Raw genomic sequence first — 13,672 nt, 5'->3', positions numbered from 1 at the left:
CACAAAAGTGCGGAAATTTTCGCTTTCAGTACGTTTATGTCGGTCTTGCGATAGCACGTTTTCGTTTGAGTTGCTAAAAGGGACATCTTCGAAAATACCTGCGAAAGGACCTCGACATGCCCGCCACGTTTACCAAAAGCGCTTTGCTGCTGAGCCTGATGCTCGGTCTCGGCCAGGCTCATGCCGCCGCCCAGCCAAGCCCAGTTGCGCTTGCCGCCTCCGAGGGCATTCCGCACCCGGCGGTGATCGCCCACCGTGGCGCCTCCTTCGACGCACCGGAATCCACTGCAGCCTCCTACAAACTGGCCCGGGACCTCGGCGCCGACTACCTGGAAATGGACCTGCAGCGCAGCAAGGACGGCGTGCTGTTCGCCCTGCACGACAACAATCTGCAACGCACCACCGACGTCGCCACCAAGTTCCCGGATCGCAAGGACAGCCCGGCCAACGCCTTCACCATGGCCGAACTGAAAACTCTCGATGCCGGCAGCTGGTACAACAAGGCCTACCCGGATCGCGCGCGTCCTTCATACGTCGGCCTGCAGATTCTGACCCTGGACGAAATCATCGACATCGCCCAGGCCAACCCGCAGCACAAGCCGGGCCTGTACATCGAGACCAAGGAACCGCAACTGTTCCCCGGCATCGAGCATGACCTGAAAGAAAAACTCCAGGCTCGCGGCCTGCTGATCCCGGCCGGCGCCAAACCGGCGAAAAACGTCGCCAGCGTCGGCGAAAGCAACGGCAAGGTGATCCTGCAGACCTTCGAGAAAAACAGCCTCGAACTGCTGCAAAAGGAAATGCCGCAGGTGCCGAAGATCCTGTTGCTGTGGGTCGGCGAAGGCAGCATCGAGCCGAAATCCAAAGTGACCTTTGCCGAATCCGGCGAGAAGGACAAGAACGTTTTCTATGGCAAGCAAGAGCCGAAATCCGAAGCTGAATTCAAGCAATGGATCGACTACGCCAAGGCCCAGGGCGCCATCGGCACCGGCCCTTCGGCCAAACTGACTCACGGCGGAGATCAGAGCTATTCGGACCTCGTGCAGCCATGGATGAACAAGTACACCCATGACAAAGGAATGCTGGTGCACGTCTACACCGTCGATGAGCCAGTGGACTATGAGAGAGTCATGGCCGCCGGCGTCGACGGCATCTTCACCAACCGCGCCAGTGAACTGCTGAAGTTCTACAAACGCCCAGCCGCCAGTGTGGATCAGGTGTTGAAGAACAACGGTTTCTGATCTGTAAATCGGGCGTCAGTATTCGCGAGCAGGCCCGCTCCCATTGGGAGTCCGGCCTGCTCGCTGTGTATTAAGGGTGAATTAAGTTGAGGTCGTTAACCTGAACTCACTTGAACGAATCACCCAAAGGAATAACCGATGAAAACCCTGACTGCCCTGTTTACCGCCGCTGCCCTGACCCTCACCGCTGGCCTGGCCCAGGCTGACGTTCGTGTCGATCAGATCCCTGAGCTGGTCAAATCCGGCAAGATCAAGCCACTGGAAGAGCTGAACAAGATTGCCCTGGCCCTGCACCCGGGCGCGACCATCGTCGACACCGACCTGGACAACCATTTCAACGGCTATGAGTACGAAGTCGAGTTGCGTACTGCCGATGGCAAGGAATGGGATGTGGATCTGGATGCGGCCACTGGTAAGGTTCTGAGCAACAAGCAGGATCACTGATTGCCCCACACGACAAAGCCGCACGATTTTCGGATCGTGCGGCTTTTTTGTGTCCGAAGCTTAAGCGGTGGTACTGACCAACGCCCCCGACGTACTCGAATCCGACTCCTGCAACGCCGCCAGCAAAGCCGCCGTCGCCGTCTGCAACGAAGCCGACGTCGTCGCGATCTGCGACTGCGCAGCGGCAACATCCGCCGCCTTGGCATCCTGACTTTCCTGCTTGGCCTGAGCCGCTTGCAGCGCCTTTTGCTGTTCCTGCAATTGCTTTTGCAGCTCGGCGATCTGCTTGCGCAGCTCTTTCACCGTGTCCGATTCATCATTGCTGGAGCTGCTGTCACCCGACGGCGTCGCACCACCGCCCGCCGCCACTTTGCTGGTGTCGGCTTTCACCCCCGTGCTGGCCGCCGCTGTGGTCGAGGTATCGTCGCCCGTGTCGGCAATCGATGTTTTGCTGGTAGTTGTGGTGACGGTCTGATTGATCGAAACAGACGTGATGCTGACCATGGGGAATCTCCAATGACGGTTATAGATAACCGGCCATCGGCGATGCACACATGAAATTGAGATCGACTGTGTACCGACTCGGTAACCGGGCCGGTACACAATCAGTGGCAGGTCAGACGCTCAGGCGGGCGGTGACGTCGTTGAGTTGGCCGGACAGGCCGTGCAGGTTCTGGCTGGCGCTTTCGGTGCGCTGCACGTTGTCGAGGTTGGTGCTGGCGATCGAGGTAATCTCGGTCAGGTTGCGCGAGATGTCTTCGGCCACCGAGGTCTGCTCTTCAGCTGCCGTGGCAATCTGACGGTTCATGTCACGGATCGCTTCCACCGCATGGGTGATGCGCTCGAGCATGGCGCCGGCCTGGGTCACTTGCTCGACGCTTTCATCGCTGCGGGTCTGGCCGCTGTCGATGGCGTGAGCCGCATCCACCGCACCGGTCTGCACGCTCTGGATGATCTGGTTGATCTCGATGATCGACTCCGCCGTGCGCTGCGCCAGGTTGCGCACCTCATCGGCCACCACCGCAAAACCACGCCCGGCTTCACCGGCCCGGGCCGCTTCGATGGCCGCGTTGAGCGCCAGCAGGTTGGTCTGCTCGGCGATGCCGCGAATCACTTCCAGCACCTTGCCGATACGACCGCTGTCGGCTTCCAGACGACGGATCACCGTGGCGGTGTTGGCGATTTCGCCGCGCATCTGGGTGATGCTGTGGATGGTGCTCTGCATGACCTTTTCACCCTGCTGGGCGGACTGGTCGGCATCGTCGGCAGCACGCGCCGCATCGGCCGCATGACGGGCGACTTCCTGGGCGGTGGCGGACATTTCGTTCATCGCCGTGGCCACCTGATCAGTGCGGTTGAACTGCTCGTTGGTGCCGCCGGCCATCACGGTGGCGATGGCGTTCAACTCTCCGCTGGCGCTGTCCAGATCCTTGGCGCTGCGCTGCAGATGGTTGAAGGTTTCGGCGAGGAAATCGCGCAGGGTGTTGGCCGCAGCAGCCAGATTGCCCAGCTCGTCCTGACGGTCGCTGGCCACACGCTCGACCAGACGGCCCTTGCTCAACTGAGTGACGTAGTCGATGAGTTTGCGGATCGGTTCAACCAGGTTGCGGTTGACCAGCCACAGGCTCAACAGACCGATCAACAGACCGGACGCGAGCATCACCAGAATCCCCAGCATCACGGTGCGATCGGCGCTGGCGCTGATCAGTGCCGACTGCTCGGTGCCCTGCTTGCGCAGCTCGGCCACCAGTTCGCTCATCTGGTCACTGGCGGCGCGGTCGACGCCTTTGACCGCCACGTCGCCCGCCGTCGGATCGGCACCGGCGGCCACATAGGCATCGCGACCTTTCTGGTACGCGGCGCCAAGCAGACGATGCTCTTCACGCAGACGTTCGATGCGGGTTTTCAGCGAAGGCTCCAGGCCTTTCTGGTTGGCCAGTTCACCGAGGATGTTCTGCACATCGCGCTGACGATCCTCGAACTGGCCCCAGTATTTGGCCAGGTCCGCCGGCTGCTTGCCGCGCAGCAGGACGTTTTTCCACTCCTGCACCTGCACCTTGAATTGCAGGTTGGCTTCGTCGATCAGTTGCGAGGTGTGCAAGGGACCGGCGATCAACTGGCTGTAGCTTTGCACGCCGTTGGACAGGAAATGAAAGCAGGCCAGCGCGATCAACAGCATCGCCAACAGGCTGCCGCTCAGCAGGGCGAGAATTTGCGCTCTCAGGGATTTTTGCAGCATCGCAGGTACTCATGACAGGGATGAGGCACGTCCGGTAAGACGTGAATTGTGGCCGGACATCCGTGTCGGCGGACCTTGGCTCTTGGCCGAAGGCGCGCAACCTAACTCATGCGTGATCGGCGTGCCAGAGCACTTCTTGAGAAAATTCCGACCGCCGGTAAGGCATTGATTTTGACGTCATTTCGCCGTCACCAAAACGTCACATTGCATTGCAATGATGCGGCTCAGGTGAATCTGCAAATCCCGCAACAGACGCCTTCCTTGCAGCGAGACTTCATGAACCACAGCCTGGATATCAGCCATCGCGATCCTGATCTGTTTGGCCTGCTTTACGGCTTCCGTTTTCGCCCGGGCGAGCGCGGGCGCGAAGTGGATTCGGCGACCGCCCTGCGCTGCCTGCAGGACGACAGCGACAGCGACGAATTTCTCTGGCTGCACCTGAACCTGGCCCACGCCGCATGCGAACGCTGGATGAAAAGTCATCTGCAATTGCCCCAGGAATTTTTCGAGGCGCTGCACGAGGGTTCGCGCTCGACCCGCATCGAGCATGTGGATTCGGCGTTGCTGGCGGTGGTCAACGACGTGGTGTTCAACCTCAGCAGCATGGTGTCGTCGGACGTGTCGACGCTGTGGGTCTGCGTGCGCAGCAAACTGATCGTCAGTGCGCGTCTGCAACCGTTGCACTCGGTGGACAAACTGCGTTCGTCGGTGAAGGCCGGCGAGTGCTTTCGCTCGCCGTCGGAGTTGCTCGTGCACCTGCTGCGCGACCAGGGCGAAGTGCTGACGCAGATCGTGCGCAAGACCAGCATGAGCGTCGATCAGGTCGAGGACGAGTTACTGTCATCGCGGCTGTCGACCAACCGCGCCGAACTCGGCGCCAACCGCCGAGTGCTGGTGCGCCTGCAACGGCTACTGGCGCTGGAGCCGGGCTCGCTGCTGCGCCTGCTCAACCGACCGCCGTCCTGGTTGCAGAAGGAAGACGTCAAGGAGCTGCGCAAGTCCACCGAAGAGTTCGCGCTGATCATCAACGACCTCACGGCCCTCGGCGAGCGGATCAAATTGTTGCAGGAAGAGATCGCCGCCAACCTCAACGAACAGAGCAACCGCACCCTGTTCACCCTGACCGTGGTGACGGTGCTGGCGCTGCCGATCAACATCATTGCCGGTTTCTTCGGGATGAACGTTGGCGGCGTGCCTCTGGCTACCGATCCGGAAGGGTTCTGGATTCTGGTGGCGCTGGTGGCCACGTTCACCGTGATTGCCGGGCGCTGGGCGTTTCGCAAGCGCGGGGATTATTAGGACCGGCGGCGCGGCTAATCCACCGAACACTGATCTGCCGCAGTCTCTCTGTAATATTTAGCAACGATCATGGGCGACACTCCTTCCCTCGCTCAGGATTGTCCTCCCATGGCTACTCCCTCCCTGACCGCCAGCCCGGCCCCCGCTTCCAGCGGCAGGCCGGCGCTCGACAAGAAAACCGGCCCCTTCACTTACGTGGTGTTCTTCGCCGTGCTGGCCATGGGGATGCTGTTCACCGCCTACAGCCTGATGCACGACATGCACGAACTCGGCACGGTGGTCACCACCTGGACGCCGTTCCTGCTGCTCGGCGTGGCACTGCTGATTGCGCTGGGTTTCGAGTTCGTCAACGGCTTCCACGACACCGCTAACGCCGTGGCCACGGTGATCTACACCCACTCGCTGCCGCCGAATGTGGCCGTGGTCTGGTCGGGTTTCTTCAACTTCCTCGGCGTGTTGCTTTCGAGCGGTGCAGTGGCGTTCGGCATCATCGCGCTGCTACCAGTGGAGTTGATTCTGCAGGTCGGCTCGTCCGCCGGTTTCGCGATGATCTTCGCTCTGCTGATCGCCGCGATTCTGTGGAACCTCGGCACCTGGTGGCTGGGCCTGCCAGCCTCGTCGTCGCACACGCTGATCGGTTCGATCATCGGCGTTGGCGTGGCGAATGCCTTGATGCATGGCCGCGACGGCACCAGCGGCGTGGACTGGGCCCAGGCCACCAAGATCGGTTACGCGCTGCTGCTGTCGCCACTGGTAGGTTTCGGTTGCGCGGCGCTGTTGCTGCTCGCGCTGCGTGCGTTCGTGAAGAACCGTTCGCTGTACAAGGCACCGGAAGGCAACACCCCGCCGCCATGGTGGATTCGCGGCCTGCTGATCGCCACCTGCACCGGCGTGTCCTTCGCCCACGGTTCCAACGACGGCCAGAAAGGCATGGGCCTGATCATGCTCATTCTGGTCGGCACCCTGCCGATGGCCTACGCGCTGAACCGCACCATGCCTGCCGATCAGACGCTGCAGTTCGCGGCGGTGGCCGAAGTCACCCAGCAAGCGCTGGTGAAAAGCGCCCCGCTGCCGGCCCCGGCGGATCCGCGTCCGGTGCTCTCGGAGTACGTGCGCAGCAAGGAAGCCACGCCGCAACTGATCCCGGCCCTCGCCGCGCTGACCGGGCATATCGGTGAAGAGGTGAAAGGCTACGGTTCGCTGTCGAAAGTCCCGGCCGAAGCCATGGGCAACGTGCGTAACGACATGTACCTGGCCAGCGAAACCATTCGCCTGATGGACAAGAACAAGGTCGGCACCTTCGACGCCGACACCACCGGCAAGCTGCAATTGTTCAAGCAACAGATCGACAACGCCACGCGGTTCATTCCGCTGTGGGTGAAGATCGCCGTGGCGATTGCGTTGGGGCTGGGCACCATGGTCGGCTGGAAGCGGATCGTGGTCACGGTCGGCGAGAAGATCGGCAAGACCCACCTGACCTACGCCCAGGGCGCATCGGCGGAAACCGTGGCGATGCTGACCATCGGCGCCGCCGACATGTTCGGTCTGCCGGTGTCGACCACTCATGTGTTGTCCTCGGGCGTGGCCGGGACCATGGTCGCCAACGGTGGCGGCCTGCAGATGAAGACCATCCGCAATCTGCTGATGGCGTGGGTGCTGACCTTGCCGGCGGCAATTCTGCTGTCGGGCAGTCTGTACTGGCTGTTTACCCAGATTTTCTGATTGACCCGAATCCCTGTGAGAGTCTTGGCTCTCACAGGGATTTGCGGCAGGAATCAGAGCGTCGAACGAATCAAATCTCCCAGCCAGTCCATGAACACCCGCACCCGCAACGGCAGATGCCGCTGCCGCGCGTACAACAGTGAAATGCCCATCGCTGGCGCGGTGTATTGCGGCAGCACCGTCACCACTTCACCGGTGTCCAGATAGGTGTTCATCCCGGTTCGCGGCACCTGGATCAAACCGAATCCCCCAAGACACGCCGACTCATAGGCATCGGTGCTGTTGACCGTCACGCTGCCGGCCATCGGCATGCGGTGGACCTGCCCGTCCTGCTCGTAGACAAACCCTTCCGAACGCGAACCCAGCACTCCGACGTAATGCACCAGCCGATGCTGCGCCAGATCTTCCAGCGTCTGCGGCACGCCGTAGCGCTCAAGATACGCGGGGCTGGCGCAATTGATCATGCTGAAGTCCCCCAGATGCCGCGCGACCACCGATTGGTCGGGTTGCGCGCCGATGCGCACCACGCAATCGAAGCCTTCGGCGAGCAGGTCGACCCGACGATCGGTGCTGCTGATTTCCAGCTCCAGGTTCGGATGCCGGGCCATGAATTCCGGCAGCTTCGGCATGATCAGCCGCCGCGACAGAATGTTCGGCATGTCGACCCGAATCCGCCCGGTCAGCGACGCTTCGTCCCGACGGAACAGGTTTTCGATTTCGTCCATGTGCGACAGCAGATCCTTGCTGCGCTCGTACAGCGCGAGGCCGTCCTGAGTCGCCTGGACCTTGCGCGTGGTGCGTTGCAGCAGGCGCGTGCCGAGCAGAGTTTCCAGTGCCTGCACCTGCTCGGACACCGTCGAGCGCGGCAGCCCCAGACTCTCCCCTGCCATCGTGAAACTCGACAATTCGCTGACCCGGACGAAGGTGCGCAGCAGTTCCAGTTTGTTCATGGGCCACCTGTTGATTGTTCGGAATGACCGACCAGTGATTCCGGTTTCAGTCTGTTTATCACCCCACGGCGGATAAATAAACTTTGCCCCATCAACCGTCACCGCCATCGAGGAAGACCCATGAACCGCAAAATCGCATTGATCACCGGTGCCAGCCGTGGCCTCGGCAAGAACGCCGCCCTGCACCTCGCCGCGCAAGGAGTGGACATCATCGGCACCTACAACAGCCGCGCCGATGAAGCGCAATCGCTGGTCGAGGAGCTGAAAACACTCGGCGCCAACGCCGTGATGCTGCAGCTGGATGTCGGTCGCAGCGAAGGTTTTGCCGAGTTCGCCGTGCGGGTCGAACAGGCACTGCAACAGCTGGGACAGCCGCGCTTCGATTTCCTGATCAACAACGCCGGGATTGGCGTGCATGCCTCCTTCGCCGACACCACGCCGGAGCAGTTCGACCTGCTGATGAACATTCAGTTGAAAGGGCCGTTCTTCCTGACTCAGCAACTGCTGCCGCTGATCAACGATGGCGGGCGGATCATCAACATCTCCAGCGGTCTGGCCCGATTCACCCTGCCGGGTTATGCCGCCTACGCGGCGATGAAAGGCGCGATGGAAGTGCTGACCCGTTATCAGGCCAAGGAACTGGGTGCGCGGCAGATCGCCGTGAATATCCTGGCACCCGGCGCCATCGAGACCGACTTCGGCGGCGGCGCGGTGCGCGACAATTCGGCGTTGAACGCGATGGTCGCCAGCAATACCGCCCTGGGCCGTGCCGGGCAGCCGGATGACATTGGCGGCGCACTGGCGTTGTTGCTGTCGCCGGGGGCGCAGTGGATCAACGGTCAGCGGATTGAAGCGTCGGGCGGGATGTTTCTCTAAGCCCGAACAAAATCCAGACAAAAAAATCGCAGCCCTCGCAGGCTGCGATTTTTTGTTTTCAGTTCTGACAGACGCTGCGCATCACCAGCCGCTCGCGCACCACGTCATACCCCCAGTGGTAGATGTAGGTGTACGGCAGGAAGAACAGCAGCACGCCGATGTCGAGCAGGAACGCCTGCCACAGGCTGACCGACAGCCACCAGGCAATCAGCGGCACGCCCATCACGATCAGCCCGCCCTCGAACAGCAGCGCATGCGCCACCCGTACCCAGGCGTTGTGGGCGATGTTCCAGCGCTTGAGCATCCGGTCGAAGAAGCCGTTGAACACCACGTTCCAGCCCAGGGCCAGCAACGCGATGGCCATGGTGACGGCGCCCATTTCGACCAGCGGTTTGCCCATGATCCACGCCAGCAACGGGGTACAGATCAGGATCGCCAGCAGTTCGAAACCGATGGCCTGAAAGATACGTTCAGTGATGGATTTGTTGGCAGTCATGGCCGAAGTCCTCTGTGAAGATGGTTGCCATGATCCAGCACCACACCGATACTTCATAATCAATAACCATCGATCAGGACGATAGTTCATGGCCTCTCAGGAAGTGTTGCTGGCGTTTGTCCAGGCGGCGACTCAGGGTTCTTTTTCGGCGGCGGCGCGCAAACTCGGGCGCAGTCAGTCGACAGTGAGTGCGGCGGTGGCCAGTCTGGAAATCGATCTAGACTTGGTGCTGTTCGACCGCAGCAGCCGCAAACCGACACTGACCCCGGCCGGTCACGTGATGCTGCAACGGGCCGAGGCGATTCTGGCGGCCACCAGCCGCCTGGAAATGACCGCCCGGCAATTGGCTCAGGGTGTCGAGCCGAAACTCACGGTGGCGATTTCCGACACTTATCAGTCCGACCGTTTCGAAGCCGCATTGGTGGGCTTCGAGCAGCGTTATCCGGATCTGGAGCTGGAATGCCTGATCGCCGAGTGCGATGACCTGATCGAACTGGTGCAGCGCGGGCGAGCTCATCTGGCATTCGCGGAGATGCAGGACAACTACCCGCCGGATCTGGCGACCGCGACCGTTGCCGAGCGTACGGAGATCGCGCTGTTTGTGGGTCGCGGCCATCCGTTGGCGACGCAGGATTCCATCGATCAAACAGTCCTTGAGCAACACCGCGAGCTGCGTCTGGCCACCATCGTCAATCCCTATGACAGTCGCGGCAAAGGTCGGGTGTGGTCGGCACCGAGTTATCTGATGCTGCTGGAGATGGCCCAGAAGGGCTTCGGCTGGGCACCACTGCCGCGCTGGCTGGTGGAGCATTTCGGCAATGACTCGCTGGTGGAACTGAACGTGCGCGGCTGGCCGAAACCGGTGTTCGTCGATGCATTGTGGTCGCGACTGTACCCGCCGGGGCCGGCGGGGAGCTGGTTGCTCAGCAAAATGCTGGAATAGCGGTGCCCTCAATCGCTAGCAGGCTAGCTCCCACACCGGACCTTTGGGAGCCAGCCTGCTGGCGATGGCGGCCGCTCAGGCCGCTGCAATATCGACCGGGCGGTTCACCTGAAAATACTCGTGCAACCCGCGCATCGCCGGCAATTCCAGCGCCTGCGCCGCATAACACAACCCCACCCGCCGGGTCGGTGCCGGCAGGTGCAGCGATCGCACAACGATGCGCTCATGCCCGCTCACCAGCGACTGCGGCAACATCGCCACGCCGACACCTGCCGCCACCATGTGCAACGCTTGCTGCAGTGAACCGGCATGCCCCGCCACCGCTTCCGGCGAACGCCCATACAACGCCATCAACCGCTGATGGGATGGATGTTGCGGACAAGTAATCCAGTCTTCGATCGGCGCCCAGCCGGCCTGCGCGTTGGCCATCGGGTGATCGAGGGGCAGCGCCATCACATAGGACTCTTCCCACAACGGCAGGAACAGTTCGTCTTCGCAGCACATTTCCTCGACCGCCAATCGACCATCGCCGTGACAGCCCTCCTCCAGGGTCAGCAGCAGATTGGGCAACGCCTGATGGGCCATGCGCACGAAAGCTTCAATATGGCTGGCGGCGATGTCGCCCTCGATGCCGAGGGTCAGCGGCGCACGGTTTTCGCGGCCGCGAAACATCCGGCTCAGCGCCTCGGATTCGGCCACCATCCGGCGCGCCTGCGGGTACAGCAACCGCGCTTCGTCGCTGACCTCCACGCCACGGGGCTGACGCACAAACAGCGTCGCGCCGAGTTCTTCTTCCAACTGTTTGATGGTCACCGACAACGTGGGCTGGCTGATGAACAGCCGTTGCGCGGCGGCGGTGATGTTGCGTTCCTCGAACACCGCGAGGAACGCCTTGAGATGGCGGATATCCATAGGAGATTCCGATGGCAGACAGAGGAATAAGGCATTTTTCAGCCTCCAGCGGGCTAAATATACTGCGTCCCGAATCTGGTTATTTGTTTTTCTTATCTCAGGAGTCCAACCATGGGCAAGCCATTGATCATCATCACCGGCGCCAGCTCGGGCATCGGCGAAGCCACCGCCCGCCGCTTGAGCGCTGCCGGCCATCCGCTGCTGTTGCTGGCCCGGCGCATCGAACGCCTCGAAGCACTGGCCCTGCCGAACACCCTCAGCCGCCGCGTCGACATCACCGACCGCGCCGCGTTGCTGGCCGCTGTGGCCGAGGCTGAAGCCCAATTCGGCCCGGCCGATGCGCTGATCAACAACGCCGGGGTGATGCTGCTGGGCGAGATGAGCAAACAGGACCCGGCGCAGTGGGACCAGATGCTCGACGTCAACGTGAAGGGCCTGCTCAACGGCGTGCACGCGGTGGTTGCCGGGATGATCGAGCGCAAGCACGGCACCATCATCAACGTCAGCTCGGTGGCCGGGCGCAAGACCTTCCCGAACCATGTGGCGTATGTCGGCACCAAGTTTGCGGTGCACGGGTTGTCGGAGAACCTGCGTGAAGAGCTGTCGCCGCATAACGTGCGGGTGACCACGATTGCACCGGGCGCGGTCGAGACCGAGTTGCTGAGCCACACCACGGATGAGGCGATCAAGACCGGGTATCAGGCGTGGAAGCAGGACATGGGTGGGACGGTATTGAGTGCCGAGGATGTGGCGACGGCGATTGCTTATGCGTATGGGCAGCCGCAGGGGGTTTGTATTCGCGAGATTGTGATGGCTGCTACGCGGCAGCAGGCCTGATCGATAGTCGCTAGTCGTACTGGCCCCATCGCTGGCAAGCCAGCTCCCACGGTATCTTCGCCGTGCAACATATTTGTGTGCGCTGCTAAACCTGTGGGAGCTGGCTTGCCAGCGATGGGGCCAATATTGCCAACGATCCTTTCGGATCATTCCAGTGCTTTAAGCCGCCCTTCAATAAACCGCCGTTCCGGCTCCTGCCGGGTCAGTTCCAAGGCTCGTCGGTAAGCCGCCCGAGCCTCTTCAACCCGCCCCAACTGCCGACAAAACTCCGCCCGCGCCGAATGTGCCAGGTGGTAATCCTGCAACTCCCCGCGCTCCAGAATCCCTTCGATCAAGGTCAACCCTGCCAACGCCCCGTCACGCTTGGCCACCGCCACCGCCCGGTTCAACTCGATCACCGGCGACGGCACCGCCCGCAGCAACACGTCATACAGCCCGACGATCTGTTCCCAATCCGTCTCCCCTGCCGTCGGCGCTTCGGCGTGCACCGCCGCAATCGCCGCTTGCAGGCAGTACGGCCCGAAGCGCCCCGTGGTCAGCGCCCGCTCCACCAGATTGCAGCCTTCGGCAATCAGCTCGGTGTTCCATAATCCGCGATCCTGGTCATCCAGCAGAATCAACTCCCCATCCGCCGATGATCGTGCCGAACGCCGCGACTCGTGCAACAGCATCAGTGCCAGCAAGCCCATGACTTCCGGATCCGGCAATAACTCCAGCAGCAGGCGCCCGAGACGAATCGCCTCTCGGGTCAAATCCTCGCGGGTCACCTGGGCGCCGCCCGACGCCGAGTAGCCTTCGTTGAACACCAGATAAATCACCCGCAATACGCTGTCGAGGCGTTCGGGCAATTCGTTCAGGCTCGGGACTTGATAAGGGATTTTCGCGTCGCGGATCTTCGCCTTGGCCCGCACGATGCGCTGGGCAATCGCCGCCGGGGCCGAGAGAAATGCCCGGGCGATTTCTTCAGTGGTGAGGTCGCAGACTTCGCGCAGGGTCAGCGGCACTTGCGCATCGGCCGCCAGCGCCGGGTGGCAGCAGGTGAAGATCAGGCGCAGGCGATCATCTTCCACGTCTTCAACGTCCCATTCGGACCGTTCAAGCTCTTCCAGTTGCGCCAGCAGCAACGGCTGCGAGGCCTTGAACCGTGCGCGGCGGCGCAACACGTCGATGGCCTTGAAGCGCCCGGTGGACACCAGCCACGCCCGTGGATTGTCCGGCACGCCATCCTGCTGCCAGCGCTCGACCGCGACGAAGAACGCCTCGTGCAAGGCTTCTTCGGCGAGGTCGAAATCGCCGAGCAGACGGATCAGGGTCGCGAGGATCCGCCGCGAGTCTTCGCGATAGACCTGCGCGACCCGGGCCGCGACCTCAGACATTCAACTGCCGCACGGGACGCACTTCGACACTGCCGACCCGGGCCGCCGGAATGTTGCCGGCGACCTGGATCGCTTCATTGAGGTCCCGCGCGTCGATCAGGTAGAAACCGGCCAACTGCTCCTTGGTCTCGGCGAACGGGCCGTCGGTAATCGACAACTTGCCGTTGCGCATGCGCACCGTGGTGGCGGTCTGCACCGATTCCAGCGCTTCGGCGGCGACCATCCGGCCGCTGCCCTGGATCGACTCGGCGTAAGCCCAGCACTCGGCGTCTTCCGGGCTGTCGGGCGACGAATGCAGCAGGCGTTCATCGCTGTAGACCAGGCATAAATACTTCAT

Annotated in this window: 14 protein-coding genes; 7 read left to right on the top strand and 7 right to left on the bottom strand. The window is 61.9% G+C overall.

The genetic code is table 11. The annotated features are described in order from the left end of the window. The first annotated feature begins 116 nt into the window (after window positions 1-116). Both DXT77_RS13315 and DXT77_RS13310 read left to right on the top strand, forming a co-directional pair. Window positions 117-1,241 carry a glycerophosphodiester phosphodiesterase gene (locus DXT77_RS13315; protein WP_119427914.1) on the top strand — a complete coding sequence of 375 codons (1,125 nt, stop codon included), beginning with the start codon at window positions 117-119 and terminating at the stop codon, window positions 1,239-1,241. A gap of 138 nt (window positions 1,242-1,379) precedes the next feature. Next, complete coding sequence (locus tag DXT77_RS13310) at window positions 1,380-1,685, top strand: PepSY domain-containing protein (protein WP_065259299.1); 306 nt, start codon at window positions 1,380-1,382, stop codon at window positions 1,683-1,685. Between the two features lie 60 nt (window positions 1,686-1,745). On the opposite strand, the gene DXT77_RS13305 is transcribed toward DXT77_RS13310, so the two are convergent. Continuing rightward, entirely contained in the window at window positions 1,746-2,189 is a 444-nt protein-coding gene (locus DXT77_RS13305; protein WP_119427913.1) for a hypothetical protein, read from the bottom strand. A 112-nt stretch (window positions 2,190-2,301) separates the two neighbouring features. Next, window positions 2,302-3,924, bottom strand: coding sequence for a methyl-accepting chemotaxis protein (locus DXT77_RS13300; RefSeq protein WP_085709694.1), 1,623 nt, complete (start codon window positions 3,922-3,924; stop codon window positions 2,302-2,304). Window positions 3,925-4,200: 276 nt separating this feature from the next. Between DXT77_RS13300 and DXT77_RS13295 the strand changes: the two genes are divergently transcribed. Further along, on the top strand, window positions 4,201-5,223 hold the full coding sequence (locus DXT77_RS13295) for a transporter (protein ID WP_085709746.1): 1,023 nt from the start codon (window positions 4,201-4,203) through the stop codon (window positions 5,221-5,223). A 108-nt stretch (window positions 5,224-5,331) separates the two neighbouring features. Beyond that, window positions 5,332-6,945, top strand: coding sequence for an inorganic phosphate transporter (locus DXT77_RS13290; protein ID WP_119427912.1), 1,614 nt, complete (start codon window positions 5,332-5,334; stop codon window positions 6,943-6,945). A gap of 53 nt (window positions 6,946-6,998) precedes the next feature. On the opposite strand, the gene DXT77_RS13285 is transcribed toward DXT77_RS13290, so the two are convergent. Then, a complete protein-coding gene (locus tag DXT77_RS13285) occupies window positions 6,999-7,895 on the bottom strand; it encodes a LysR family transcriptional regulator (protein ID WP_119427911.1) in 897 nt (298 codons plus the stop codon). A gap of 120 nt (window positions 7,896-8,015) precedes the next feature. Between DXT77_RS13285 and DXT77_RS13280 the strand changes: the two genes are divergently transcribed. Beyond that, window positions 8,016-8,771 (top strand): SDR family NAD(P)-dependent oxidoreductase, encoded by a 756-nt coding sequence (locus DXT77_RS13280; RefSeq protein WP_119427910.1) that lies wholly within the window; start codon window positions 8,016-8,018, stop codon window positions 8,769-8,771. A 58-nt stretch (window positions 8,772-8,829) separates the two neighbouring features. Here DXT77_RS13280 and DXT77_RS13275 read toward each other — a convergent pair whose 3' ends face one another. Next, window positions 8,830-9,267, bottom strand: a complete 438-nt coding sequence (locus tag DXT77_RS13275) for a multidrug/biocide efflux PACE transporter (RefSeq protein WP_119427909.1) — start codon at window positions 9,265-9,267, stop codon at window positions 8,830-8,832. 88 nt (window positions 9,268-9,355) lie between these two features. Between DXT77_RS13275 and DXT77_RS13270 the strand changes: the two genes are divergently transcribed. Next, window positions 9,356-10,210, top strand: coding sequence for a LysR family transcriptional regulator (locus DXT77_RS13270; RefSeq protein ID WP_119427908.1), 855 nt, complete (start codon window positions 9,356-9,358; stop codon window positions 10,208-10,210). Between the two features lie 75 nt (window positions 10,211-10,285). On the opposite strand, the gene DXT77_RS13265 is transcribed toward DXT77_RS13270, so the two are convergent. Further along, complete coding sequence (locus DXT77_RS13265) at window positions 10,286-11,122, bottom strand: LysR family transcriptional regulator (protein WP_119427907.1); 837 nt, start codon at window positions 11,120-11,122, stop codon at window positions 10,286-10,288. A 111-nt stretch (window positions 11,123-11,233) separates the two neighbouring features. Here DXT77_RS13265 and DXT77_RS13260 point away from each other — a divergent pair, with 111 nt between their 5' ends. After that, entirely contained in the window at window positions 11,234-11,959 is a 726-nt protein-coding gene (locus DXT77_RS13260) for an SDR family oxidoreductase (RefSeq protein ID WP_119427906.1), read from the top strand. A 146-nt stretch (window positions 11,960-12,105) separates the two neighbouring features. Here DXT77_RS13260 and DXT77_RS13255 read toward each other — a convergent pair whose 3' ends face one another. Both DXT77_RS13255 and DXT77_RS13250 read right to left on the bottom strand, forming a co-directional pair. After that, window positions 12,106-13,335 (bottom strand): RNA polymerase sigma factor, encoded by a 1,230-nt coding sequence (locus DXT77_RS13255; RefSeq protein WP_119427905.1) that lies wholly within the window; start codon window positions 13,333-13,335, stop codon window positions 12,106-12,108. After that, window positions 13,328-13,672, bottom strand: a complete 345-nt coding sequence (locus tag DXT77_RS13250) for a YciI family protein (RefSeq protein ID WP_007951101.1) — start codon at window positions 13,670-13,672, stop codon at window positions 13,328-13,330. The genes DXT77_RS13255 and DXT77_RS13250 overlap by 8 nt, the downstream gene beginning before the upstream one ends.

Origin of the sequence: Pseudomonas sp. 91RF (assembly GCF_003576265.1) — a bacterium.
GTDB classification, from domain to species: Bacteria; Pseudomonadota; Gammaproteobacteria; order Pseudomonadales; family Pseudomonadaceae; genus Aquipseudomonas; species Aquipseudomonas kribbensis.
The sequence above is the reverse complement of the archived record's forward strand: the minus strand, read 5'-3'. Positions and strand labels throughout refer to the sequence as shown.